The sequence below is a fragment of the Jiangella alba genome, assembly GCF_900106035.1.
Classification (GTDB): Bacteria; Actinomycetota; Actinomycetes; order Jiangellales; family Jiangellaceae; genus Jiangella; species Jiangella alba.
On the sequence record NZ_FNUC01000003.1, the window covers coordinates 538,459 to 564,652 of the forward strand.

General features: G+C 72.9%; 16 protein-coding genes and 1 pseudogene. 8 read left to right on the forward strand and 9 right to left on the reverse strand.

All coding sequences use genetic code 11. The features are described 5' to 3' along the window. Nucleotides 1-67 precede the first annotated feature (67 nt). Complete coding sequence (locus BLV02_RS05170) at nt 68-571, reverse strand: hypothetical protein (RefSeq protein WP_069113086.1); 504 nt, start codon at nt 569-571, stop codon at nt 68-70. A gap of 62 nt (nt 572-633) precedes the next feature. Here BLV02_RS05170 and BLV02_RS05175 point away from each other — a divergent pair, with 62 nt between their 5' ends. The 3 genes and pseudogenes from BLV02_RS05175 to BLV02_RS05180 all read left to right on the forward strand — a co-directional run bounded on the left by BLV02_RS05175 (nt 634) and on the right by BLV02_RS05180 (nt 3,209). Beyond that, on the forward strand, nt 634-2,214 hold the full coding sequence (locus BLV02_RS05175) for a molybdopterin-dependent oxidoreductase (protein WP_083288914.1): 1,581 nt from the start codon (nt 634-636) through the stop codon (nt 2,212-2,214). A 61-nt stretch (nt 2,215-2,275) separates the two neighbouring features. Further along, nucleotides 2,276-2,410 (forward strand): annotated as a pseudogene (locus BLV02_RS38445) (type IV toxin-antitoxin system AbiEi family antitoxin domain-containing protein); the annotation flags it as partial. Between the two features lie 58 nt (nt 2,411-2,468). Next, the gene (locus BLV02_RS05180) at nt 2,469-3,209 is read left to right on the forward strand and encodes a hypothetical protein (protein ID WP_069113087.1); all 741 of its coding nucleotides are present in this window, start codon (nt 2,469-2,471) and stop codon (nt 3,207-3,209) included. 1 nt (nt 3,210) lies between these two features. Here the strand turns inward: BLV02_RS05180 and BLV02_RS05185 are convergent, their stop codons facing one another. The 6 genes from BLV02_RS05185 to arfA all read right to left on the reverse strand — a co-directional run bounded on the left by BLV02_RS05185 (nt 3,211) and on the right by arfA (nt 11,178). Next, the gene (locus BLV02_RS05185; RefSeq protein ID WP_083288915.1) at nt 3,211-4,206 is read right to left on the reverse strand and encodes a glycoside hydrolase family 43 protein; all 996 of its coding nucleotides are present in this window, start codon (nt 4,204-4,206) and stop codon (nt 3,211-3,213) included. Further along, nucleotides 4,203-6,470: a glycoside hydrolase family 43 protein gene (locus tag BLV02_RS05190; protein WP_069113088.1), complete on the reverse strand. Its 2,268-nt coding sequence runs from the start codon at nt 6,468-6,470 to the stop codon at nt 4,203-4,205. Before BLV02_RS05190 ends, BLV02_RS05185 begins: the two co-directional genes overlap by 4 nt. Then, on the reverse strand, nt 6,467-7,273 hold the full coding sequence (locus tag BLV02_RS05195; RefSeq protein WP_069113264.1) for an ABC transporter permease subunit: 807 nt from the start codon (nt 7,271-7,273) through the stop codon (nt 6,467-6,469). The genes BLV02_RS05190 and BLV02_RS05195 overlap by 4 nt, the downstream gene beginning before the upstream one ends. A gap of 62 nt (nt 7,274-7,335) precedes the next feature. Further along, on the reverse strand, nt 7,336-8,295 hold the full coding sequence (locus BLV02_RS05200) for a carbohydrate ABC transporter permease (protein WP_216094377.1): 960 nt from the start codon (nt 8,293-8,295) through the stop codon (nt 7,336-7,338). Nucleotides 8,296-8,299: 4 nt separating this feature from the next. Next, nucleotides 8,300-9,625 carry an extracellular solute-binding protein gene (locus tag BLV02_RS05205; RefSeq protein ID WP_069113089.1) on the reverse strand — a complete coding sequence of 442 codons (1,326 nt, stop codon included), beginning with the start codon at nt 9,623-9,625 and terminating at the stop codon, nt 8,300-8,302. Nucleotides 9,626-9,663: 38 nt separating this feature from the next. Beyond that, nucleotides 9,664-11,178, reverse strand: a complete 1,515-nt coding sequence (arfA, locus tag BLV02_RS05210; protein ID WP_069113090.1) for an arabinosylfuranosidase ArfA — start codon at nt 11,176-11,178, stop codon at nt 9,664-9,666. A gap of 212 nt (nt 11,179-11,390) precedes the next feature. Between arfA and BLV02_RS05215 the strand changes: the two genes are divergently transcribed. Then, entirely contained in the window at nt 11,391-12,386 is a 996-nt protein-coding gene (locus BLV02_RS05215) for a LacI family DNA-binding transcriptional regulator (RefSeq protein WP_069113091.1), read from the forward strand. Nucleotides 12,387-13,187: 801 nt separating this feature from the next. Here BLV02_RS05215 and metE read toward each other — a convergent pair. Next, the gene (gene metE / locus BLV02_RS05220; RefSeq protein ID WP_069113092.1) at nt 13,188-15,458 is read right to left on the reverse strand and encodes a 5-methyltetrahydropteroyltriglutamate--homocysteine S-methyltransferase; all 2,271 of its coding nucleotides are present in this window, start codon (nt 15,456-15,458) and stop codon (nt 13,188-13,190) included. A 377-nt stretch (nt 15,459-15,835) separates the two neighbouring features. Here metE and BLV02_RS05225 point away from each other — a divergent pair, with 377 nt between their 5' ends. The 4 genes from BLV02_RS05225 (at nt 15,836) to BLV02_RS05240 (ending at nt 22,028) form a co-directional block, all read left to right on the forward strand. Next, nucleotides 15,836-16,993 (forward strand): energy-coupling factor ABC transporter permease, encoded by a 1,158-nt coding sequence (locus tag BLV02_RS05225; RefSeq protein WP_069113093.1) that lies wholly within the window; start codon nt 15,836-15,838, stop codon nt 16,991-16,993. Continuing rightward, complete coding sequence (gene cbiQ, locus BLV02_RS05230; RefSeq protein WP_069113094.1) at nt 16,990-17,751, forward strand: cobalt ECF transporter T component CbiQ; 762 nt, start codon at nt 16,990-16,992, stop codon at nt 17,749-17,751. Before BLV02_RS05225 ends, cbiQ begins: the two co-directional genes overlap by 4 nt. Beyond that, entirely contained in the window at nt 17,748-18,515 is a 768-nt protein-coding gene (locus BLV02_RS05235) for an energy-coupling factor ABC transporter ATP-binding protein (RefSeq protein ID WP_069113095.1), read from the forward strand. Before cbiQ ends, BLV02_RS05235 begins: the two co-directional genes overlap by 4 nt. A 1,062-nt stretch (nt 18,516-19,577) precedes the next feature. After that, a complete protein-coding gene (locus tag BLV02_RS05240; RefSeq protein WP_141711709.1) occupies nt 19,578-22,028 on the forward strand; it encodes a hypothetical protein in 2,451 nt (816 codons plus the stop codon). Here the strand turns inward: BLV02_RS05240 and hrpA are convergent. Continuing rightward, nucleotides 22,025-25,954 (reverse strand): ATP-dependent RNA helicase HrpA, encoded by a 3,930-nt coding sequence (hrpA, locus tag BLV02_RS05245; RefSeq protein ID WP_069113097.1) that lies wholly within the window; start codon nt 25,952-25,954, stop codon nt 22,025-22,027. The two genes, BLV02_RS05240 and hrpA, sit on opposite strands and share 4 nt — an antisense overlap. Nucleotides 25,955-26,194: the final 240 nt, after the last annotated feature.

Consider the following 26,194-nt stretch of genomic DNA (forward strand, 5'->3'; position numbering starts at 1 on the left):
CAAGTCTCGGCCGTAGCGAGCGGCGCCTGGGCGTCGCGCAGTAGGCCATGGACTTGGGAGACACACCCTAGACGACGCGCGTCGCCACCATGCGCTCCTCGAGCGTCCACGTACGGGCTTCGTCGGCCGACCATTCGCCCAGCCAGACGAACCGGTCCGGCTCGATCTCGGTGAAACGCCACCGCAGGAACGGGTCGCCGTCGGTGCTGACCAGGTGGATCTCGTTGCCGACCTCTCTGCCGACGAACCTGCGCACGCGGCCGTTGACCGGCTCGACCCAGGTCGAGCGCCATGCGCCGAGCTCGTCGTCGAAGAAGCGGATCGTGGTGCCGTGAAACGCGTACGGCCGCTCGCCGGCGCCGGGGTCGCCGCTGGACGGCACCACCCAGATGTCCTGGACCGCGCGGCCGCCCAGAACCCAGCCGAAGTGCAGGTCGCCGCGCACCCCGGTCGGTGCGTCCGGGTCGCCGGGGCGGGTCCAGTCGAGCTTCCAGGAGCCGATGAAGCGGCCGAAGGCCTCGAGGCGATCGTCGGCGGGGTGGTCGGCGTGCAACGAGGACCTGAGCGACATGCGCACATGCTAGTGATTCACCCGCCTGGGCGAAGGCCACCCTCCGGGAGGATGATCGGGGGGTGACGTCTACCGAGTCCGGCGCTGAGTCCGGCGCCGGGTCCGCGCGCTCGTGGTGGCCGCCGGCGCTGGCCGGGGTCGTCGCGCTGGGCCTCGGGCTGGCCGTCGCCGAGATCGTGGCCGGCGCGCTGGGCCGGGCCGAGACGCCGGTCGTGGCGGTCGGCGAGGAGTTCATCGACCACACACCCGGCTGGCTGAAGGACTTCGCCGTCGAGACCTTCGGCGTCCACGACAAGACCGTGCTGCTGGCCGGCATGGGCGTGGTGCTGGCGGTGCTCGGCGCGCTGATCGGGGTGCTCACGGCGCGGAGCAGGGGCCTCGGGCTGCTGGCCGCCACCGTCCTGCTGGTCGTCGCCGGGCTGGCCGTCAACGCGCGGCCCGACACCACGATGGCCGACCTCCTCCCGACGCTCGCCGCCGGACTGGTCGCGCTACCGGTGCTGGCGTGGCTGGTGGGCAAGGCCGCGCCCGCGCCGCCGGCCGCGGCCGCCGGGCCCGCCGCGGCCGCCGTGCCGGCGCCCAGCCGCCGCGCGTTCCTCACCGCCGCCGGCGTCACCGCCGGCCTCGCCGTCGTCGGCGCCGGGCTCGGCCAGCTGCTCGGCGCCCGCCGCGCCGGCGTCGAGACCTCCCGCGACGACATCGCCGCCAGCCTCGACCTTCCGCGCGCCGACGTCCCGCCGGGCGTCGACCTCGTGGTCCCCGACGCCGACCCGTGGCGCACCCCGAACCAGCACTTCTACCGCATCGACACCGCGCTGTCCGAGCCGCTGGTCCGGGCCGAGGACTGGTCGCTGCGGGTGCACGGCATGGTCGAGACCGAGGTCGAACTGAGCTACGACGATCTCGTCGGCATGGGCCTGGAGGACCGCTGGCTGACGCTGAACTGCGTCTCCAACGAGGTCGGCGGCCATCTCATCGGCAACGCCCTGTGGTCGGGGGTGCCGATCGCGGACGTGCTCGCGCTGGCGGTTCCGCACGCCGACGCGGACGCCGTCCGGTCCCGTTCGCAGGACGGCTGGACCGCCGGCACCCCGCTCGACGTCCTCACCGACGGCCGCGACGCGCTGCTGGCGGTCGGCATGAACGGCGACCCGCTGCCGCTGGCGCACGGGTTCCCGGTGCGGATGATCGTGCCCGGCCTGTACGGCTACGTCAGCGCCACGAAGTGGGTGGTCGAGCTGGAGGTCACCCGGTTCGCCGACTTCGAGGCCTACTGGACGACGCGCGGCTGGGCCGAGAAGGGCCCGGTCAAGGTCGCGTCCCGCATCGACGTCCCCAGCAGCCGCGCCCACGTCGCCGCCGGCACGGTCGCCGTCGCGGGGGTCGCGTGGGCACAGCACCGCGGCATCGCGGCCGTCCAGGTCCGTGTCGACGACGGCGACTGGAACGACGCCCGGCTGGCCGCCGTCCCGAGCACCGACACCTGGCGGCAATGGGTGTGGGACTGGGACGCCCCGCCCGGCGACCACCGGCCGCAGGTCCGCGCCACCACCATGGACGGCGAGGTGCAGACGTCCGAACACGCCCCGCCCGCCCCAGACGGCGCCTCCGGCTGGCACACCATCGACGTCACCGTCGACTGAGTGTCCACAGATCGCTCGCGGGGGCTGTCCGGACTCCCCCCAGTGACGCAGGCTGGGCGGCGTGCCCCACGAACGCGCCCGCCGACTGGCCAGGGTCCAGGACGGACTGATCACCCGGAAGCAGGCGCTCGCCGCCGGGAAGTCGCCGGCCGCGATCGTCCGTGCCGTGCGGTCGGGCGGTCCGTGGCAACGAGTCCTGCGCGGTGTGTTCGCGACGTTCACAGGTCCCTTGTCGCCATTGCACCGCCTGCTCGATGGCGGGTCTCGCCCATGGCCCGCCGGCCGGCGACGAGATCGAGGTTCTGGTGCCCAGAAACGTACGGCTGCACGGAACGGCCTTCGTGGTCGTCCGGCGCACCGTGCGGATGCCGGCGGCGAGCGGCTGGATCGGCCTCGACGACGCCGTCACTTTCACCGAGCACGCGCCGCCGGACTGGTCGCCAGGCTGCCGGTGCCGCAACGGCTGCCAGGAGCCCGGCGGCCACCAGACCCGGGCCCTGCGGAACGTCCGTGCGCTGATGTGCGAGGCCGTGCAACGCCGGAAGACGGGACTGGCCGCATTGCGCACCGAAGTCGATGCCTCCTGGTCGCGTCGCTCAGAGCTGGCGAGGTTGGCGTTGGCTGATATCGAGGCGGGGTGCCGGTCGGCCCCGGAGTGCGAGCTGCGCGACCTGGTGCGCGGCAGCCGGATCCTGCCCGAGCCGCTGTGGAACCGCCCGCTGCCGGGCGTGCCCGTGATCGTGCCGGACGCGTGCTGGCCGGGCCGGCGGTTGATCGTCGAGGTCGACTCGCGCTCGTTCCACGGGTTCGGCGACGCGCCAGAACGGACCGAGCGCCGGCGCGCCCGGCTGGCCGCGCTGGGTTGGGTGGTGCTGCCGGTGTCGCCGACCCGGTTGCGCGCGGACCCTGCTGGGGTATTGGCACAGATCGAGGCCGCCCATCTCGCCGGTCATGGCGCTCTTTCTGCTGTCAGAGCCGCACAAAGAGCGCCATGATCTACGGCAGAGCGGCCACCGAGGCGCGCGGCCCGTCCAGCACCGGGACGCCGTCCTCCCACTGAACCTCGGTCAGCCACATCGTGCGGCCGGGGAGCGCCGAGCCGACGGAGTCGGGTGGCCAGGCGTGGTGCACCATCCAGGTGCGGCCGTCCTTCTCGATCAGCACACAGTGCCCCGGCCCGGCCGCGTCGTCGCTCGACGCCAGGATCGGCGCCGACGACGGCTTCGAGCACGGCCCCAGCGGGCCCTCGCAGACGGCGTAGCCGACGGCGTACTCGGCGCGGTCGTACGCGTTCGCCGAGTAGAACAGGTAGTACGTGCCGTCGCGCAGCCAGAGGAACGGCGCCTCGACGAGCGTGCCCTCCCACGGCTGGTCCTGCTTGATCAGCTGCGCGGGCGAACCCACCAGCGTCAGCCCGTCCTCGGACAGCGGCTGGGCGTAGATCCAGGTGTCCACGCCCACCGCGTTGCCGTCGTTCTTCCACAACAGGTACCGGGCGCCGTCGACGTCGGTGAACGGGCTGGCGTCGATCGAGCCGCCCGCGTCGGCCTGGCAGATCAGCGGCTCGGCCGACTCGTCGACGAACGGGCCGGCGGGCGAGGTCGCCACGGCCCGGCCCACGCACTGCCGCCCCGACGCCGTGCCCAGCGCCGTGTAATAGAGGACGTACCGGTCCGGCCCGTGCACCGCGATCTCCGGCGCCCACGTCCGCCCGCCCGTCACCCACGGCGCCAGCACCGGCATCGCGTCGCCGGCCGGCTCCCACGTCACCAGGTCAGGCGACGTCATGACCGGCACGTTCCCGGCCCGCGAGTTCGTCGCGTAGGCGTAGTAGGTGCCGTCCGCCTCGATGACGGCGGGGTCGGGGAAGTCGCGGTCGACGACGGGGTTGGTGAAGCCCACGGGCTGCTCCTCTTCGACGGGTTCGGGCTCGGGGCCGCCGCAGGCGGCCAGGACGACGAGCGCCGTCCCGGCCGCCAGCAGCAGCCTCATCGCACCTCGGACAGGCGGAACCAGTCGAACGTCGCGACGGTCGCGGGTGTGGCGCCGCCGCCGGCGTACAGGCCGATCTGCGGCGACGTGTCCGCCGGCAGCGTCCACGTCGCGCCCCACCGCCACGCGACCCCGTCGCGCGACGACGCCGAGCGGTAGCGGTGCTCGCCGGTCTCCGGGTCGGTGGTGTGGTGGATCCGCAGCCACATCGTCTCCGCCACCGGCCCGCCGAGGTGCGCGCCCCAGCGCAGCGCGCCGTTCTCGTCCAGCTCCTTGCCGAATTCGACCTGCCGGGTGCCCCAGATCGCGACGTCGCCCAGCCGCAGCAGGTTGTCGTCGTCGACGCGGACGATCAGCCCGGCCTGCTGGTAGTTGCGGATGGTGCCGGAGCCGAGGTCGAGGTGCAGCTTCGTCTCGGCGATCCAGTCGCCCTCCGGCGGCGTGCGCAGCAGCAGCGGCCCGGTGTTCCCGGCGCCGACGACGTCGACGGAGGCCAGCGGCCAGGTCAGCGCGCCGTCGCCCGCGGTCACCGTCGACGACGGCCGCACCCACTCCCAGCCGGCGCCGAGCGCGGGGTCGTCGAACTCCTCGGTGACGACGGCGTCGCCGGCCTCGGGCTCGTCCACCCGCTCGGTGACCGGCTCGTGCGCCGCGACGACGGTGAGGTTGTCGACCTGCGCCTCGCCGGACGCGGCCAGCGTGACGGGGCGCGGCTTGGCCACGCCACGGGGCAGGTCGACGGCGACCTCGGCGTCGGCGTCGCCGAGCCGGCTCTCCGCCAGCCGGGCCACCGCGCGCCCGTCGCGGACCTCGACCGACAGCGCCGTCCACTCGTCGCCGGAGTACCGGCCGGGCAGCGGCGCGGAGTCGGACTCCACGCCGCGGCCCAGCGTCGACGTGACGGTCAGCGTGCGTTCGGCGGCGTCGACGGTGACGGTGACGCCGTTGCGCCCGGACCGCGCGACCCCGACCGAGACGTCGCCGGACACCCGCACGTCCGCCTCGACCCGCACGTCGGCAGGCGCGCTCCGCGCCGTCCGCGCCTCGCCGGACAGCACGGCGACGTCGCCGCCGTCGCCGGTCGTGTCCGTCCCGGCGGTCCAGTCGCCGCGCAGCGCGTCGTTCGCCGCCGGCGCCGACGCGTCGATCCCCAGCGACGACGCCGTCACCGGCGCGGGCTGCGGCGTGTCCGACGGGCCCGCGCCGGCCCGTGCGACCGGCCAGCCGTCGATCCAGTCCAGCCGGTCGACCAGCGTCGGGCGCTCGTTGATGCCGCCGGGCGCGTCCAGCCAGGCGTCGTCGCGGTCGATCGCGTGGTAGACGATCTGGTCCTGGCCGGACACGTCGGTGACGATCGTGTGGTGGCCGACGCCGATCCAGCGGTTGCCGTTCTGCGCCAGCACCTGGGTGCCGCCGACCCGCGAATCGAGCATCGAGACGCCTTCGTGGTCGACGAACGGGCCGAGCGGGCTCTTCGAGCGCCCGGCGTACACGCTGTACCCGGTCACCGGGCCCGCGCAGCAGTTCGCCGACGACGCCGTCAGGTAGTACCAGCCGTCCCGCTCGACCACGAACGAGCCCTCGTACCGGTCGCCGACGGTCACCTGGGTGGGCGAGCCGACCGCGCGCAGCCCGGCCTCGTCCAGCTCGGTCACCCACAGGCCGCCGTGGAAGCCGCCGAAGTACATGTATCGCTTGCCGTCCGACGCCGACAGCAGCGCCGGGTCGATGGTGTTGAAGTAGTTGCCGTCGCCGGTCGGCCGAGGCGCCACCACGGGCCCGCCCGAGTCGGTCCACGGCCCGGCCGGCGTCGGCGCCGTCGCGGCCCCGATCGCGTAGTTCCACTGGCCGGGCTCGGCGACGGTGTCGGTGACGGTGTAGTACATGACGTACCGGCCGTCGACGTAGCGGATGTCCGGCGCCCAGTAGAACGAGGTGCTGGTGCTCCAGGCCGGCCGGTCGGCCTCCTCGAACACCGTGCCGAGGTACTCCCAGTCGACGAAGTCGCGCGAGCGGGCGATGTGCATGAGCCCGAACTCGCTCGGCGCCTCGTGCAACGGGTCGCTGGTCGCGTACAGGTACCACCAGCCGTCCTTGCCGCGGATCACGGCCGGGTCGGCGTAGGTGTCGGAGAACTCGCTCGAGATCGGGTTCTGGGTGACGGGGCCTGCGGACGGTTCGGCGGTGGCGGCCGGAGCCGTGGCCGGCAACGCCAGCACGACGGCGGCGATGCCGGCGAGGAACCTACGACGCACGGGGATCATCCCTTCAGTCCGCTGCGCGACACGCCCTCGATGACGTATCGCTGCGTGAACAGGAACAGGATCAGGACGGGAACGCTGGCGACGAACGCGCCGGCCATGATGACCGGGTAGTCCGTGGTGTACGCGCCCTGCAGCAGCTTCAGCCCGGCCGGCAGCGTGAGCCGCTCCGGGCTGAACAGGACGTAGATCGGCCAGATGAAGTCGTTCCAGTTCGACAGGAACGACAGCACCGCCAGCGTGGCGAGCGCCGGCTTGGAGTTCGGCAGGACGATGCGGGTGAAGATCTGCCACTGGTTGGCGCCGTCGATCAACGCCGCCTCCTCCAGCTCGCCGGGCAGCATCGCGAAGAACTGCCGGAGGAAGAACACCCCGAACGCGCCGGCCGCGCCGGGCACGGCCAGCGCCCAGACGGTGTCCAGCCAGCCCAGCTGGTCGATGATCAGGTAGTTCGGGATGAGGAACACGAAACCCGGCACGAACAGCGTCGACACGATCACGACGAACAGCACGCCGCGGCCGCGGAAGTGCAGCCGCGCCAGCGCGTACGCCGCCGTCGACGCGACCGTCAGCACCAGCACCATGTGCAGCGTCGCCGCCAGCAGGCTGTTGAGGAACCAGCGCAGCACCGGGTAGGCGCCGTCCAGCCGCAGCAGCCCCTCGTACGCGGCGAACGTCGGCGACGACGGCAGCAGCGTCGGCGGGACGGCGGTCGCCTCCGGGTTCGTCTTGATCGACGTCAGGAACATCCAGACGATCGGCCCGACGAAGATGACCGTCAGGACCAGCAGGAACAGCCAGAACATGCCCTGACGGAGGTAGGCGCCGGGCGCGGGGCCGGTCTGCCGCGGACCGGCCTCCGGGCGGGTCAGGACCGCCATCGCGGCCTCCTCTCCCGCATGGCCAGCACCTGGACGATCGAGACGATCCCCAGGAAGACCGCGAGCAGGTACGACATCGCCGCGGCGCTGCCCATCCGGAACGACTCCAGGCCCTCGGTCAGCATGACGATGAGCGCCGTCCGGGTGGTGTCGCCCGGCCCGCCGTTCGTCACCAGCAGCGCCTGGCCGAACATGTTCGCCGAGGCCAGGATCGTGATCGTGACGACGAACAGCAGCACGGTCCGCAGCCCGGGCAGTGTCACGTGCCGGAACACCTGCCAGGCCGACGCGCCGTCGACCTTGGCCGCGTCGTACAGCTCGCCCGGGATGTCCTGCAGCCCGGCCAGGTAGATGATCGTGTTGAAGCCGAGCGTCCACCACACCGTCATCGCGACCAGGCTGATCCACGCCCACGGCTGGGCGGTGATCCACGGCGTGGACGTGCCGAACAGCCCGTTCACGATGCCGATGTTCGGGTCGAGGATGAACCGGAACAGCAGGCCCACCACGGCGACGCCCAGCACGTACGGCATGAAGAACACCGCGCGGAAGAACGTCCGGCCGGGGAACCGCCGGTTCAGCAGCACCGCCAGCCCGAGCGGGATCGCGACCAGGAACGGCACGCTGGCCACGGTGAAGATCGCCGTCGCCCGCATGCCGTGCCAGAACGCCTCGAACACGGCGGACGTCGAGTCGAACAGCGCGGCGTAGTTGTCCAGCCCGACGAAGGGCCGGTTCGGCAGCATGAAGTCCCAGTCGTGCAGGCTCATCCAGATCCCCAGCACCGCCGGGGCCAGGACGAACGTCGCGAAGATGACCAGGAACGGCGCCATGAACGCGTACGGCGTCCACGGCGCGTGCCGGCGGATGCGCGTGGGGGAGGACCGCGCGCCGGGCCCGCGCGCGGCGGATCCGCGCGCGGGTGCGGTGGTCGTGGGGGAGGTCACGGGACTATCCGTCGTACCGGTCGCGGTTCTCTTCCAGCTTCTTCGCGGCCCGGTCGGCCGCCTCGGAGAGCGCCGCCGCCGGCTCCTTCGTCAGCAGCACCGCCTCGTTGACGGCCTGGTTGAAATCGGCGAGGACGTCGCCGATGCCCGGCACGGCCGGCGGGAAGCGCAGGTGGTCGACCTGCTCGGCGAGCGCGGCCTGCTCCGTCAGCGCCTGGAACTCGGCCGACTCGCGCACCGAGTTGCGGGCCGGCACCTGGCCGCCCTCGGCCCACGCGAGCGACTGCTGGCTGACCCAGTTGATGAACACGCGCGCGGCCCGCAGCTTGTTCTCGTCGGCGTTGCGCTGCCGGGGGAGGACGAAGTTGTGCGAGCCGGCCCACGCCGCCTGGGTGCCGCCGATGTTCGGCAGCGCCGCCACGCCCCACTGCAGGCCCGGCACCTCGCGGAGCGTGTTGATGTTCCAGATACCGTTCCAGTTGAACGCCGTCTGGCCGTTCTGCAGCGCGATCGCGTCGGCGTCCTGGCCGACGTCGGAGGCGCTGTAGCCGTTGCGGACCAGGTCGACCGCCCAGGTCAGCGCCTCGACGGCGGGGTCCTCGGCCCACGTGACCTCGGTGCCGTCGGCGTTGAACAGGTCGCCGCCGAACTGCCAGACCAGCGCCTGCGCCGTCAGCGCGCCGGTGAACACGTGCGGCGACATCCAGTGCCCCTGAATGCCCGCGCTCTTGAGCGTCTCGAGCGCCGCCTCGTACGACGTCCGGTCCGTCGGCGGGTTGTCCGGGTCCAGGCCGGCCGACTCCAGGACGGTCTTGTTGTAGAAGAAGCCGAGCGGGTGCACGTCCAGCGGGATGCCGAAGCGCTGCCCGTCGTACTCGCCGGCGCTCCACACCACCTCGGCGAAGTCGCCGGCCTTGAGGTCCAGCGCCTCGGCGACGTCGTCGAGGGGGACGATGACGTTGCGGGCGGCGTTCGTCGGCAGCGAGTCGATGTGCATGATGCCGACGTCCGGGCCGTTGCCCGACTGCACCGCAGTCGGGACCTTCTGGTAGTAGTCGGCCCACTCCATCACGGTCATCTTCACCGCGATGTTCGGGTGCTCGCCGTTGAACTGGTCGACCAGCTGCTGCATGACCGGTCCGTCGCCGCCGGTGAAGCCGTTCCAGAAGGCCAGGTCGACCTCGGGACCGTCGTAGCCGCTGGCGCCGCCGTCGCCCGCCGCCGGTTCGGCGCCGGGGGACTGCGAGCCGCCGCCGCAGGCGCTGAGCACGACGCCGGCGCCGACCATGCCGGTGGCGGTGAGGAAGCGTCGTCGGGTGAGCGCGTTCATTCGTGTGGTCACAGCTGCTCCTTCGCAGACGTGCCGGGTCAGTGGCCCAGGCGGATGAGGTGCCAGGACGACGGCGGCAGGGTCGCGGTGAGCGTCTGGTCGCCGTCGATGACGGTGCCGGCGACCGGACGCGGGACGACCCGGTCCGGGTGCTCGGCGGAGTTCGTGGCCGACGGGTCGTCGTCGGCGATCGTCAGGTGCTCCAGCAGCCGGCTCGTCCGCTGGCCGAAGGCGCGCAGCGGGACGGTGAGCCGGGCCGGCTGCGTGCGGCTCCGGTTCGTGGCCAGCAGGGTGAGCGCGCCGGTCTCCGGGTCCTGGACGGCGCTCACCCGGGTGGCGGGGACGTCGCCGTAGCGCTGCGTCGCGAGCTGCGCCGTCCGCACCGCCGTGCGCAGCACCGTCCCGCGGGCGTGCCGGGCGGTCAGCGCGAACGGGTGGAAGATGGTCTGCCGCCAGGCCGGGCCGCCGGTCCTCGTCAGGATCGGGGCGATCACGTTCACCAGCTGTGCCTGGCAGGCGATCGCGACCCGGTCGCTGTGGTCCAGCAGCGCCATCAGCAGGTCGCCGACCACGACCGCGTCGGTGACGTCGTACACGTCCTCGATCAGCGGCGCGTTCTCGTTCTGCTCCAGCGTCGCCTGCCCGGAGAACCGGTGCTGGTACCAGACGTTCCACTCGTCGAACGAGACGGTCAGCCGCTTGCCGCTGCGCCGGACCGCGCCGACGTGGTCCGCGGTGGCGGTGATCGCCGTGATCATCCGGCGCATGTCCTCCGACGACGCCAGGAAGCTGTCGACGTCGTCGCCGGCCGGTTCGTAGTAGGCGTGCAGCGAGATGTGGTCGACCAGGTCGTAGGTGTGCTCCAGGACGGTCCGCTCCCAGCTGCCGAACGTCGGCATGCCGCTGTTGGAACTGCCGCAGGCGACCAGTTCCAGGTTCGGGTCGGCCCGGCGCATCGCCCGCGCCGTCTCCGCGGCCAGCCGCCCGTACTCGTCGGCCGTCTTGTGCCCGATCTGCCACGGGCCGTCCAGCTCGTTGCCCAGGCACCAGACCTTGATGGCATGCGGGTCCTTGTGCCCGTTCGCGACCCGGCGGTCGGCGGTGCTCGTGCTGCCGGGCGCGAAGTTCGTGTACTCCAGCAGGTCCACGGCGGCGTCCACGCCGCGGGTGCCGAGGTTCACCGCCATGATCGGGTCGACGCCGACGCCGCGGGCCCACCGGCAGAACTCGTCCGTCCCGACGGTGTTCGGCTCGAGCGAGCGCCACGCCAGGTCGAGGCGGCGCGGCCGGTCGGCGACCGGGCCCACCCCGTCCTCCCAGCTGTAGCCGGAGACGAAGTTGCCGCCCGGGTAGCGGATGGTCGTGACCCCGAGTTCCCGCACCAGGTCGGCGACGTCCTGCCGGAACCCGTGCTCGTCGGCGGTCGGGTGGTCGGGCTCGAAGATGCCGCCGTAGACGCACCGGCCCATGTGCTCGACGAACGACCCGTACAGCCTCGGGTCGACGGTGCCCACGGTGAATGCCGGATCGAGTCCGACCTCGACGTCGTACAAGAGTGCCTCCCGTGCCTTCCGGCGACCGGCCCGCTGCCGTTTACAACGGATAACCTTGCGGACAGTTTTACAACGGATAACCTGGATTGTGAAGAGTGCGTGGCGAGTTGGTCCGGTCCGCGGCGCCGGCGCCGGGAAAAGCAGTCGGCCGGGAGCCCGGGCGATGCCTAGACTCGGTCAGGTCGTCCTGGGCTGGTGAGAGGGGCAGGCAGGTGGGCACGCGGCTGAAGGACGTGGCGGACCTCGCCGGGGTGTCGTTCAAGACCGTCTCCAACGTCATCAACAACCACCCGAACGTCACCGAGAAGACCAGGCAGAAGGTGCTCGACGCCATCGCCGAGCTGCGGTACCGGCCGAACGTGTCGGCGCGCAGCCTGCGGCACGGGCGGTCCGGGTTCCTCGCCATCGCGCTGCCGGAGCTGACGTCGCCGTACTTCGCGGCGCTGGCGTCCGAGCTGGGCGCGGTCGCGAAGCGGCAGAGCCTGACGGTGCTGATCGAGGAGACGTTCGGCGAGGCCGAGCGCGAGCGCATCGCGCTGGACTCCCTCGACACCCAGCTGATCGACGGCGTCGTGTTCAGCCCCATGGCGATGACGTCGTCCGACGTCGCGGCGCATCCGGGGTCGACGCCGATGGTGCTGCTCGGCGAGCGCGGGCATCCGGCCGGCTTCGACCACATCGCCATCGACAACGTCCGGGCGGCGCACGAGGTCACTCAACACCTCGTCGGGCTGGGGCGGCGGCACATCGCGGCCGTCGGCGCGCAGCGGGCCGGCACCGGCGGGCTGCGCGCCCGCGGCTACCGCGCCGCCCTGCGCGACGCCGGACTGCCGGTCGACCCCCGCCTGGTCGTCTCCGACCTCGACTTCAGCCGCGCCAGCGGCGCCCGGGCGATGGCCGATCTGCTCGACAGCGGCCGCCCCGTCGACGCCGTGTTCTGCTTCAACGACCTCATGGCGCTCGGCGCGCTGCGGGTGCTGCACGAGCGCGGCCTGCGCGTGCCCGATGACGTCGCGGTGGCGGGCTTCGACGACGTCGAGGACGGCCGCTACTCCACGCCGTCGCTGACGACGGTCTCGCCGGACGTGCCGTTCCTCGCCGCCGAGGCCATCCGCCTCATCGTCCGGCGGCTGGCCGACCCCGAGGCGAAGGCCGAGCGCATCGACGTCCCGTTCGCCCTCGAGATCCGGGAGAGCACGGCCGGCTGAGCAGCGTGCCGCGAGGAAGGGGTTTGCCTCGCCAGAGCGAGGAGAACTCCCTCCCGGCGGCGACGCAGGCGGCCTCGATCTGCACCTGAACCCCCTCCGGGTCGGCCCGCAGCCGGGCCCGCGACACCGGGCAGCGGACGGTTCCAGTGCGGCTCGGGCAGGATCCGGCTGCGGCGCACCAGGTCGCGCAGCTCGCATTCCGGCGCCGACCGGCAGCCCGCCTCGATGTCCGCCAGCGCCACACGGGCAAGCGCCGATCCTCGCCGTCCCGCTGCCCGCGCCTCCACCCGCAGCTCGGCCAGCCCGGACTTGCGGCGTTGCACGACCTCGCACGTCAGCGCTCGGACGCCGCGCAGTCCCGCGTCCCGGCGTGCCGGCGTCCATTCGGACGGCTCCAGCGGCCCGAGCACGACGGCATCGATGACAGCGCGTGCGGCGGGCACCCTCGGGATCACACCGGGCCGCGCCGTGGGCGCGATGCTGTCGAGCACCAGCTCGTGCGGAACCGGCAGCGCCCCCGTTGTCTCGTCGCGATTCACCCAGAAGTGCGCCTGAGGGAGTCGTGATGTCCGGTGAACCCGGACGAAGCCCGGTGAACGTCGCGTCGACACCACGGACCACCAGCTGCCATGGTCCGCCGGCCCGCAGCGCGTGCGCGATCGCCGACGTCGTCAACCCGGCCGCGAGCGCCTGGGCTCGGGTGATGAGCCCGTCCTGTCGCCGGGCCGGGTTCTCGGCACGCATCTCCACATCGTCGGGAGGGAGTTCTGCCCGCCAGAGCGAGAAGAACTCCCTCCTGACTCAGCGCACCCGCCAGGCCGCCTCGACCAGCGCCGTCAACGCCGGCTCGACCTGCTCGTAGCTGCGCGTCTTCAGCCCGCAGTCCGGGTTCACCCAGAGCCGCTCGCCGGGGATGTCGGCCAGCGCGCGCCGCAGCAGCGCCTCGACCTCGTCGGCGCCGGGCACCCGCGGCGAGTGGATGTCGTACACGCCGGGGCCGATGCCGCGCCCGAACCCGGACGCCGCGACGTCCGGCACGATCTCCATGCGCGACCGCGCCGCCTCGATGCTGGTGACGTCCGCGTCCAGCCCGTCGATCGCGGCCACGACGTCGCCGAACTCGGAGTAGCACAGGTGCGTGTGCACCTGCGTCGCGTCGGCCACGCCGGACGTCGCCAGGCGGAACGCCGTCACCGACCAGCCGAGGTAGTCCGGCCGCGTGGCGGCGCGGAGCGGCAGCAGCTCGCGCAGCGCCGGCTCGTCCACCTGCACGATGCCGACGCCGGCCGCCTCCAGGTCGCCGACCTCGTCGCGCAGCGCCAGCGCGACCTGCCGGGCGGTGTCGCCCAGCGGCTGGTCGTCGCGGACGAACGACCACGCGAGGATCGTGACCGGCCCGGTCAGCATGCCCTTCACCGGCCGCTCGGTGAGCGACTGCGCGTACGTGGCCCACTCGACGGTGATCGGCGCGGGCCGCGACACGTCGCCGTAGAGGATCGGCGGGCGGACGCAGCGCGAGCCGTACGACTGCACCCAGCCGTGCTCGGTCGTGACGAACCCGGCGAGGTTCTCGGCGAAGTACTGCACCATGTCGTTGCGCTCGGGCTCGCCGTGCACGAGGACGTCGAGGCCGATCCGCTCCTGCAGCCGCACGACCCGCTCGATCTCGGCCCGCATGCGGCCGGCGTACTCGTCGCGGTCCAGCCGCCCGGCCCGGTACGCGGCCCGCGCCCGCCGGATGTCGCCGGTCTGCGGGAACGAGCCGATGGTCGTGGTCGGCAGCGGCGGCAGTCCGAGCCGGTCGCGCTGCGCGTCGGCCCGTCGCGCGTACGGCCCGCGCCGGGCGTCGTCCGCGGTGAGCCCGGCCAGCCGCGTCCGCACGCCGCCGTCGACGACGCGCGGGGCGGCGGCGCGGTCGGCCAGCGCGGCCCGGGCGGCGGCGAACTCGGCCGAGCGGTCCTCACCGCGCAGGGCAGCCGCGAGCGTCACGACCTCGGCGACCTTCTGGTCGGCGAAGGCCAGCCACGACCGCAGCTGCGGGTCGAGCGCCGTCTCGGCGTCGAGGTCGTACGGGACGTGAAGCAGCGAGCAGGACGTCCCGACGGCGACGGCGCCGGCCCGCGACTCGACGGCGCGCAGGGTGGCCAGCGCCGCGTCGAGGTCGGTGCGCCACACGTTCCGGCCGTCGACCACCCCCGCGACGACGATCTTGCCGTCCAGTCCGTCGACGTCTTCGGCCGGGAGCTCGCCGGCGACCAGGTCCAGCCCGATCGCCTCCACCGGCGACGACGCCAGTACCGGCAGCGCGTCGCCGAGGTCGCCGAAGTACGAGCCGACCAGGATCGCCGGCCGGTCCGGCAGCTCACCCAGCCGCGCATACACCCGTCGCAGGGCGTCCAGTTCGGCGTCGGTTCGGTCGGCGACGTAGGCCGGCTCGTCCAGCTGCACCCACGCGACCCCCTCGTCGGCCAGCGTCGCCAGCAGCAGCGCGTAGACGGCGACGAGGTCGTCCAGCCGGTCGAGCGGCGCGAACCCGCCGGGCGCGCCGTCGGCCGGCTTCGACAGCAGCAGGAAGCTGGCCGGTCCGAGCAGCACCGGCCGGGTGTCGACGCCCAGCGCCAGCGCCTCCCGGTACTCGCGCACCGGCTTGGCCGGGTCGAGGTGCAGGCGCGTCGCCGGGCCGATCTCCGGCACGAGGTAGTGGTAGTTGGTGTCGAACCACTTCGTCAGCTCCAGCGGCGCGACGCCGTCGGCGCCGCGGGCCATCGCGAAGTACGTGTCCAGGCCGTCCAGCCCGAGCGGCGCGAACCGCGGCGGCACCGCGCCGGTCAGCGCGACCGTGTCGAGGACCTGGTCGTACAGCGAGAACGTGTTCGACGGGACGGCGTCCAGGCCCAGCGCGGCGAGCCGGCGCCAGGTCCGCTCGCGCTCGGCGCGCGCCGTCGCCTCGAGGTCGTCGCGGTCGGACGCGCCGGACCAGTACGCCTCGAGGGCGCGCTTGAGCTCGCGGTCCGGGCCGATGCGCGGGTAGCCGGGCACGGTCGCCGTCAGGGCAGGGGTGGGACGGGTCATGAGAGCGGTGTCTCCTCGGGAGCGCGGACAGGCGTTCGCCGGGGGCCGGCCACCCGGTCGACGTCAACCGCGCCGGGCGCCTCTTGCGTCGGCCGGATCGCACCCATCAGGTGCCCGCCGGCCGAACCACCAGTGCCTGCGATCTTAGAAGTCAGTTCTGCGTCCGCAAGCCGATGTCCCGCTATACGGACAGCTGCGTCTCATCATTCGGGAATCGGGTGGGTTTCCGCACGTTGGCCGCCGCGTGGCGGCTGGATGAACGGCTCTCCCGCATCCTTGCGCCAGGTGCGACTCTGTCGCATCATGCAAGAGCGGCTCGCCTGTCGCAGCAGGTCAGGTGCGCAATCATGCGCCGCCCGGGCACGAGGAGGACACCCATGCACGTCCCCGACGGGTTCCTGAACGCTCCCACGTCGGTCGCGACGGGCGCCGTCGCGGCGGCGGGGGTCGCGGTGGCGTTGCGGAAGGCGCAGGGCGAGCTGGACGAACGGACGGCGCCGCTGGCCGGGCTCACCGCGGCGTTCGTGTTCGCCGTGCAGATGCTGAACTTCCCGGTCGGCGTCGGCACCAGCGGCCACCTCATGGGCGGGGCGCTCGCGGCCGTGCTGGTCGGACCGTGGACGGCGGTGCTGTGCCTGTCGGTGGTGCTGCTCGTGCAGGCGCTGCTGTTCGCCGACGGCGGGCTGACGGCGCTCGGCACGAACATCTCGCTCATCGGCATCACGACGGTGATCGTCGGCTGGGTGGTGACGCGCGCGGTGCTGGCGGTGCTGCCCAAGCGGCCGGCGTCGGTGGTCCCGGCGTCGGCTGTCGGCGCGTTGCTGTCGGTGCCGGTGGCGGCGCTGGTCTTCGTGCTGCTGTTCGCCGTCGGCGGCGAGGCGTCGCTGTCGCTGGGCGCGCTGACGGTGAGCATGCTCGGCTGGCACACGCTGATCGGCATCGGCGAGGCGGTCATCACCGGCCTGACGGTCAGCGCCGTCGTCGCCGTCCGGCCGGATCTCGTCTATGCGGCCCGCGGGCTGCGGGTGCCGCTGCGGCTGCGGCGGCCGGATGGCAGCCTGGTGCCGGCGCCCGGAGCGGCTGCGGGAGTGGCGCCGGCCGCGGCGGGAGTGGCGCCGGCCGCGGCGGGGGCGGCGGGGGCGGCGCCGGCGGCGGCGGGAGCGCCGGGGGCGGCTGCGGGAGCGCCCGGGCCGGCCGCAGTGGTGGCGCCCGCGCTGCCGCGAGCGAGCACGAAACCGCTGCTCATCGGCGGCGGGCTGGTCGCGCTGGCGCTGGCCGGCGTCGTCAGCTTCTTCGCCAGCGCCCACCCGGACGGCCTGGAGTACGTCGCCGAGGACGAGGGCTTCCTCGCGACCGCCCGCGACCACGCGTTCGGCGGCTCCGCGCTGGCCGACTACGGCGAGGTCGGCGGCATCCCCGTCGGCGTGGCCGGCGTCCTCGGCGTCGCGGTGGTCGTGATCGTCGGCGTGGTGCTGTTCCGGCTGGTCGGCCGCCGGTCGTCCGCCGAGGCGAGGCGGGAGGACGCCGTCCGGTGAGCGGCGGTCACGGGCCCGCGCTGTACCGGCCGGGCGACTCATCGGTGCACCGGCTGCCGGCCCACGTGAAGGTGCTGGCGCTGCTGGCGTTCGTGCTGGTGGTGGTCGCGACGCCGCGGGACGAGTTCGGGGCGTTCGGCGCCTACGCGGCGCTGCTGGCCGGCGTGGCGGTGCTCGCCCGCGTCCCGGCGCGGGTGATCGTCGCACGGATGGTGGTAGAGATCCCGTTCGTCGTGTTCGCGCTGCTCATGCCGTTCGTGTCGCAGGGCCCGCGGGTCGACGTGCTCGGACTGTCGCTGAGTGAGCACGGCCTGCTGACCGGCTGGAACATCCTCGCCAAGGGCACCCTGGGCGTCGTCGCGTCGATCCTGCTGGCGGCGACGACGGACGTGCGGTCGCTGCTCGCCGGGCTGCAGCGGCTGCGCGTACCAGACCGGCTGGTAGAGATCGCATCGTTCATGATCCGATACGCCGACGTCGTCACCGGCGACCTGCGGCGCATGCGCATCGCCCGCGAGTCGCGCGGCTTCGAGGCTCGCCACCTCGGGCACGTCCGGGTGGTCGCGCAGGGCGCCGGCGCGCTGTTCGTCCGGTCCTACGAGCGGGGTGAGCGGGTGCACCTGGCGATGCTGTCGCGCGGCTACGGCGGCTCGATGCCGCTGACGGCCACGGCGGGCGCGAGCCGCGCCGACTGGCTGCGCGGCGCCGTGCTCCCGATGGCGGCCGTGGTGGTCGCACTGACGGCGGTGCTGTCATGACGGGCGACGCGTCGCTGGAGGTCGCCGGGCTGGCGTTCGCCTACGCCGACGGGCACCAGGCGCTGTTCGGCGTCGACCTCACGATCGGGCGGGGCGAGCGGGTCGCGCTGCTCGGGCCCAACGGCGCCGGCAAGACGACGCTGGTGCTGCACCTCAACGGCATCCTGTCCGGCGGCGCCGGCACCGTCCGCGTCGGCGGGCTGGAGGTGCGGCCGGGCGACCGCGACACGCTGCGCGAGGTCCGCCGCCGGGTCGGCATCGTCTTCCAGGACCCCGACGACCAGCTGTTCATGCCGACCGTCCGCGACGACGTCGCGTTCGGCCCGGCCAACCTCGGCCTGCGCGGCGCCGAGCTCGACGATCGGGTCGACGAGGCGCTCGCCCTCGTCGGCATGAGCGACGTCGCCGGCCGTCCGCCGCACCACCTCTCGTTCGGCCAGCGCCGCCGGGTGGCGGTCGCGACGGTGCTGGCGATGCGGCCGGAGATCCTGGTGCTGGACGAGCCGACCAGCAACCTCGACCCCGCCAGCCGGCGCGAGCTGCACGAGATCCTCGACGCCCTCGACGTCACCCAACTGGTCGTGACGCACGACCTGCCGTTCGCGCTGCAACTGTGCCCGCGCTCGGTCGTGCTGTCGGACGGGACGGTGGTAGCCGACGGTCCGACGGCCGACCTGCTGGCCGACGAGGCGCTACTGGCGGCGCACCGGCTGGAGCTGCCGTACGGCTTCGATCCGCGTTCGGTGGCCCCGCCTGCTGTGTGAGGCGGGCGGCGTGGTGGGTGGGCTGCGCGTGGGGGCGCGGTGGACTGCGCTCGGGGTGCGGTGCGGGTGGTGGGTGGGCTGAGCACGGGGTGCGGTGTGCTCGGGGGTGCGCTGCGTTCGGCGAGTGCGCCGGGTTGTGGGGTGGGCCGGGCTCGGTCCGCCGGGCACTCGTTGGCCGGGTTGCCGCGTTGGCCAGCCCCCTGCTGCTCTCGATTGTCGGGGGCGCGGGCGGCCGCCTCAAGCGGACCTCATGGTGTGGCGCTTCGCGCGGTCGGAGGACCGCTTGACCCGGCCGCCCGCGCCCCCGTTCAAGCAGCGTCAGGGGGCCGGCCGAGAGATGGGCCCGGCTTCTGGGCCTGCTGGTCTTCTGGTTTGCCGGCCAGTGGCGGGTCGTGGGTGGTGTTCTTGGCGACCGGCTCCGCTCGGCTCTTCCTTCGCTGGCCGCTGCCCGTCCGTTCGCGGCGTTTGGCTACCGGCTCCGCTGTGCGTAGCTGTCGGCTGGCCACCTCTGGCCACCTGGCGTACTCGGCGACCGACTCCGTTGCCGTCCCGGTCCACTGGCCGCTTCTGGGTTTCATCCACCTTTTGCGTTGTCAGAGCAGCACAGAAGGTTGATGATCATGGGGCCGGGCCGCGGCGCACGGTGTGGTAGCCGCGGGTCCAGCGACGACGCTGTGAAGGCGTCGCGCCGTGGTAGGTCGCCCCCTCCCGGCCCGGGTGGGGCCCACCCTACGGGCGGGCACCCGACAACGTCGCTCGGATCGACCCGATTGGCCCGACTCGGCTCGACTGGCTCGGCCCGGCTCGGCCCGGCTCGGCCCGGCTCGGCTTGGTCCGGCTCGGCCCGGCTCGGCTTGGTCCGGCTCGGCCCGGCTTGACCCGACCCGGCTCGACTCGGCCCGGCTCGCGGTTCGCTGGCGCCGCCAGGTGGGCCGAGCAGAGCCATGCGGGCCGCCCCCGGGCTCTTGCCGCCGCGAACGATCACTGGCATGATTCCCCGCATCCGGATAGCTGGAAATGTTTTCGAAATATCGAAACTACTTGTCCAGAACGGAGCCACTCATGCCTGCCATGTCGCGACGGGGATTGCTGCGTCTCGCCGGGGGAACAGCCGCTGGAGGAGCGCTGGCCGCGACCGCGCCAGGGCTGTCGTCGGTCGCGCGGGCCGACACGTTCGAACGGCGGCCGCTGCCGGCGGACGGCCCGGAACCGGACCTGGAGGCGGCGCTGCGGTGGTGGCCGCCGCAGCGGAACGTGTGGACGCCGATCGGGTGGAAGGGGCACCTGTTCCGGTTCACCTCCGTCTACAACGGCGCCCTGATCTGCGAGCCGAGCTGGGTCATCTCGGCCAAGCCGAACGTGATGCCGTACCAGGGCCGAAACTTCCAGCTCACCGTCGTGATGCCGCAGCGGGTCGGCGGGTTCCGCCCGTTCCCCGACTCCGAGCGCGAGGTCTGGGACGACGACCTCGGGTACCGGAAGCAGGGGTGGCACGAGGACCACGACGCGCCGGTGCTGTGGACGGAGTTCCGGCGCCCGGAGCGCGTGGTCATCCGGCAGTCCGTGTTCGCGCACCTGCCCGGCGCCGGCGAGGTGCAGACCGCCGTCGAGCCGCTGTACTCGTGGGTGCGCTTCGAGGTCACCCACGTCGACCCGGTCGAACCGCCGGACGAGTTCGCGTTCCGGCTGTGGCTGAGCAAGGCGTACATGCGGCCGCAGGGCCCGTACGAGCAGGAGAACGGCGTCCCGCTGCGGACGGTGCCGGCGCTCGCCCCGCTGGACGGCGGCCTGACCATGCAGCGGGTGTGGAATCCCGACCTCCGGCCGGTCGACGTGCCGATCACGGACGACGACGGCAACGTGCGGCTGATGGTCCGCACGGCCGAGGGCGGCCGGATCACGCTGGCGCCGGGCAGCATGGACGGCGTCTACGACCTGGACCTCAGCCTGCCGGCGCAGGTCGGCAGCCACATCGACCTGCTGGTGCCGCTGCTGCCCGGCGCGCGGGCCGACGTCGAGGGTGAGTACGCGCTCGGCTGGGAGGGCGCGCTGGCGGAGTCCGACGGCTTCTGGGCCCCGGACGGCCAGGGCGCCCGCATCACCACCCCGGACAACCACGTGAACCAGGTGCTGCGCCGCGGCCCGCAGCTGGCCGAGATCGTCGCCGAGAAGAGCCCGGACCTCGGCCTGTTCTCGTTCCTCTCCGGCTCCTACGCCTACGACGTGCTGTGGAGCACGCCGACGTCGATGATCAGCCACATGTTCCTGGACCGGCTGGGCCTGCACGACGTCGTCGAGCAGCACATCGAGATCTACAAGGAATACCAGGGCACGCGGACGCCGCCCGGCGCCATCTTCGCCGGCGGGAGCTACCCCGGCTACCTGTCGACGCCGCAGGAGCTGCAGGCGATCGACTGGATGAGCGACCACGGTGCGATCCTGGAGATCATCTCGACGCACGCGCTGCTCTCCGGCCGCCGGGAGTTCGTCGACCGGTGGCTGGAGCCAGTGGTGATGGCGTGCGAGTACATCGCCCAGGCCGTCGCGCTCACCGGGCATGACGGCGTGCCCGGCCTCATGCCGCCGGGCCACTCGACCGACGAGGGCGTGGAGACGCAGGGGATGATCAGCCAGTGCTTCACCTACAAGGGGCTGGCCTCCGCGGTCCGGCTGCTGAAGCGCGAGAAGCACCCCCGCGCGGCCGAGTTCGCCGCCCTCGCCGACACCTTCCGGGCGACGTACGCCCAGGCCATGCGCGACCTCGGTGACCGCTCGGCGACCTGGACCGACGCCGACGGCAACAGCTGGCCGGTGTTCAGGCCGCAGTTCACCGGCGACGGCGTCTGGGACGACTTCACGATGCTCGACACCGGCGCGCTGATGTCGGTGTGGGCCGGCCTGATGCCGGCGTCGGACCCGCTGATGACGTCGTTCGTCGAGTTCTTCCGGGTCGGCCCGAACACCGCGCTGTTCGACCCCGTCCACCACAACGCCCTGTACCCCGCGGTGCTCGACCACGAACAGTCGTCGAGCGAGCCGTGCTACAGCTGGAACCTGTTCCACACCTGGCAGCTCGGCGACCGCCAGCGCTACCTGGAGGGGATGTTCGGGCTGATCGCCGGCGGTCTGTCGCAGGACACCTACATCTCCAGCGAGCACCGCAACGCCATCTACGGGAACCTGTTCTCGTACCCGATCGTGGTGTGGACGATCCTGCACGCGGTCATCGACGACAGCCTCGAGGACGACATCCTGCACCTGCTCCGGCTGTGCCCGCTGTCCTGGATCTCGGGCGACACACGGACGACGTTCGAGCAGGTCGCGACGCAGTACGGTCCCGTCGACCTCGAGTTCGGCCTGGAGGACGACGGGCGGACGCTCGACGTGACGGTGACGGGTCACTGGCACCACGCGCCGCGCCGGACGATCCTGCACCTCCCGCCGCTGCCCGACGTGCGCACCGTCGTCGTCAACGGCCGCCGCTACGCAGCGCGGGAGACCATCGTGATCTAGGCGGTGTCGTAGAGCGCGTCGATGGCCTTGAACAGGCGCTTCTCCGACACCGGCTGGGCGGTGCCGAGCTCCTGGGCGAACAGGCTGACCCGCAGTTCCTCGATCATCCGGCGGACGGCGTCGTGCCCGGGGGTGGGGCCGTGGCCGGGCGGGAGGGCGGCGAGCGCGGCCTCGTACTCCTCGGTGACCCGGCGGACGGTCTCCATGTGCTGGTGGTCGCGCTGCGGGCTGGTCGGCAGCTTCTCCAGCCGGCGCTCGATGCCCTTCAGGTAGCGCAGCAGGTCGGGCATTCGCCGCCGCCCGGTGGACGTGACGAAGCCGGGCGGCATCAGGCGGGCGAGGTGGTCGCGGGCGTCGACCAGGGACGCCGTCAGCGCGAGGCTCGTGGTGCTCTTCAACGCCGCCGCGACCCGGTGGGCGACGTCGAGCACCTTCTCGACGTCGGCGACCACCTCGAAGACGGTCTCGATGAGGTCGGAGCGGACCCGCTCGCGCAGCGCCGCGAACGCGGCCTCGTCCCACGCCGGGCCGCCGGCCTCGCCGACCAGCCAGTCGACCGACGCGGCGGCGACGTCGTCGAGCAGGGTCGCGACGGAGCCGTCAGGGTTCTGGCTGAGCACCAGCTTCGACCGGTTGGTGAGGTGACGCTGCACGAACGACGTCGGCGACGCGATGTCGAGCAGCAGCAGCCGCCGGTTGCCCGTCCACATGGCCCGGGCCTGGTCGGCCGGGGTGGGCAGCACCTTCAGCGCGACCGTCGCACCCTCGTCGACCAGCGCCGGGTAGCCCGTGACGACGTGGCCGGAGCGGCGCTGCTCGAACGTGCGCGGCACCTCGCCGCCCGGCCATGCGGTCAGGCCGGTGCGCTCGATGCTGCTGGCCGCGGCCGCCATGGTCTGACGCAACTGCTGCTTCAGCCGCACCTTCAGCGCGTCGAGATCCTTGCCCTCGCCGGCCGGCTTGCCCTTCTCGTCCAGCACCCGGAACGTCATGCGCAGGTGGTCGGGCACCTTGCTCAGGTCGAAGTCGTCGGCCGTCACCGGCACGGCCCGCAGCCGGTGCAGCACCCGGGCCAGCGCGGCGGTGAACGACTGCCGCGACGGCGGCAGCTGGGCGAGCGCCTCGCGCGCGGTGTCGGGCGCCGGGACGAACGAGCGGCGCAACTGCTTCGGCAGCGCCTTGATCAGCGCCGTCACCAGCTCCGGCCGCAGCCCCGGGACCTGCCAGTCGAACCCGTCGGGCTCGACCTGGTTGAGCACCTCGATCGGGACGTGCACCGTGACGCCGTCGGCGCTGGACCCCGGCTCGAACTGGTACGTCAGCCGCAGGCCGAGGTCGTCGCCGGGCCAGCTGTCGGGGTAGTCGGTCTGGGTGACGGCGCCGGCGGCGTCGGTGGTCAGCAGGTCGGTGCTGAACGTGAGGAGGTCGGGACGCTCGTGCCGGGCCTTCTTCCACCAGCTGTCGAAGTGGCGTCCGGACACGACGTCGGCGGGGATGCGCTGGTCGTAGAACTCGAACAGCGTCTCGTCGTCGACGACGATGTCGCGGCGGCGGGCGCGGTGCTCGAGCTCCTCGACGTCGTCCAGCAGCTCGCGGTTCTCGTGGAAGAACTTGTGATGGGTCGTCCAGTCGCCCTCGACCAGCGCGTGCCGGATGAACAGCTCGCGGCTCAGCTCGGCGTCGACGCGGGAGTACTGCACCTTGCGCCGCGGCACGATGACCACGCCGTAGAGCATGACCTTCTCGTAGCCGACGACGGCGCCGGCCTTGCGCTCCCAGTGCGGCTCGCTGAACGTCCGCTTCACCAGGTGCTCGGCCAGCGGCTCGGCCCAGGCGGGGTCGATGCGGGCGTTGACGCGCGCCCACAGCCGCGACGTCTCGACCAGCTCGGCCGACATCACCCAGCGCGGCGGCTTCTTGAACAGCCCCGACCCGGGGAAGACGGCGAACTTCGCGCCGCGCGCGCCCTGGTACTCGTTGATCGACTCGTCCTTGACGCCGATGTGCGAGAGCAGCCCCGACAGCAGCGACTGGTGGATGTGATCGGGCGCGCCGTCGGGGGTGTTGAGCGTGACGCCGAGCGGCTTCACCAGCTGGCGCAGCTGCGACTCGAGATCCTGCCACTCGCGAATGCGCAGGTAGTTGAGGTGCTCGGTGCGGCAGAGGCGCCGGAAGGCGCTGGAGGAGAGGGCGTCCTGCTGCTCCTTGACGTACTTCCAGAGGTTGAGGAACGCCAGGAAGTCCGACGTCGGGTCGGCGAAGCGCGCGTGGAACGCATCGGCGACCTCGCGCTGGTCGGTCGGCCGCTCTCGGGGGTCCTGGATGGTCAGCCCGGCGGCGATGACCAGCACCTCGCGGACGCAGCCGTTGCGGTTCGCCTCGAGGATCATCCGGGCCAGCCGCGGGTCGATGGGCAGTTGCGACAGCGACCGTCCGGTGGTGGTGAGACGCTCCTTCGGGTCGCGGGCGGCGGGATCGAGCGCCCCCAGCTCGACCAGCAGGTTGACGCCGTCGGCGACGCTGCGGCGGTCGGGCGGGTCGAGGAACGGGAACGCCGCGACGTCGCCCAGCCCGAGCGCCGTCATCTGCAGGATGACCGACGCGAGGTTCGTGCGCAGGATCTCCGGCTCGGTGAACGCGGGCCGCGCGTCGAAGTCGTCCTCGGAGTACAGGCGGACGCAGATGCCGTCGGAGAGCCGGCCGCAGCGACCGGCCCGCTGCCGCGCCGACGCCTGCGACACCGGCTCGATCGGCAGCCGCTGCACCTTCGTCCGGTTGCTGTAGCGGGAGATGCGCGCCGTGCCGGGGTCGACGACGTAGCGGATGCCGGGCACCGTCAGCGACGTCTCGGCGACGTTCGTGGCCAGCACGATGCGCCGTCCGGTGTGCTGCTGGAACACGCGGTGCTGCTCGGCGGCCGACAGCCGGGCGTAGAGCGGGAGCACCTCGAGCGTCCCCTGCGGCGCGGCCGCGTACCGCTTGCGCAGCGCGTCGGCGGTGTCGCGGATCTCCCGCTCGCCGGACAGGAACACCAGGACGTCGCCCGGCGCCTCCAGCGCCAGCTCGTCGCACGCGTCGACGATGGCCTGGATCTGGTCGCGCGGCTCGCCACCGGCCTCGTCGGTCTCCGGTTCGAGCGGGCGGTAGCGGACCTCGACCGGGTACGTCCGGCCGCTGACCTCGATGATCGGGGCGTCGTCGAAGTGCTGCGCGAACCGCTCGGGGTCGATCGTCGCCGAGGTGATGACGACCTTGAGGTCGGGCCGCTTCGGCAGCAGCTGCTTGAGGTAGCCCAGGATGAAGTCGATGTTCAGGCTGCGCTCGTGCGCCTCGTCGATGATCAGCGTGTCGTAGCGGCGCAGCAGGCGGTCCTGCCCGATCTCGGCCAGCAGGATGCCGTCGGTCATCAGCTTGACCAGCGTGTCGTCGCCGGCCTTCGCCGTGAACCGGACCTGGTAGCCGACGGCGCGGCCCAGCTCGGTGTGCAGTTCCTCGGCGACCCGCTCGGCGACGGTGCGCGCGGCCAGCCGGCGCGGCTGGGTGTGCCCGATGGCGCCGCGGATGCCCCGGCCCAGCTCGAGGCAGATCTTCGGCAGCTGCGTCGTCTTCCCGGACCCCGTCTCACCGGCGACGATGACGACCTGGTGGTCGCGGATCGCGGCGGCGATCTCGTCGCGGCGCTGGCTGACCGGCAGTTCCTGCGGGTACCGCACGGCGGGGACGGTCGCCTTGCGGCGCTCGACCCGCCGCTCCGCGGCGTCGACCTCGTGCGCGATCTCGGCCAGCGCAGACGTTCGCGCCTCGCCGTCGCGGACCTTGCGCACGCCGTCGAGCCTGCGCGCGAGCCGCCGCTCGTCGCGCAGCGTCAGCTCTGGCAGCCGGGCGCGCAGATCGGCCAACGTGGTCGTGGTGGGGGAGGCAGGCATACGTCGTCAAGCCTACGGTGCCCGGCAAGGACGGAGCACCTGGTTATCGGGGTGGAGGCGGCCGGGTCGGGGCGGTCACGCGGGGCCGGTGGGGCCGGGGCTGCCGATTCCCGCGCGCGGCGATCTTGTCGGTGCCCGCCCGTAGGGTGGGCACCCTCCCTAGAGGGGCGGGTCATGCCTACCACGACGCGCGCACGGCCGACGTCGGCGCGGCGGAGTGCGGGGAGGCGGGGTGCGGGG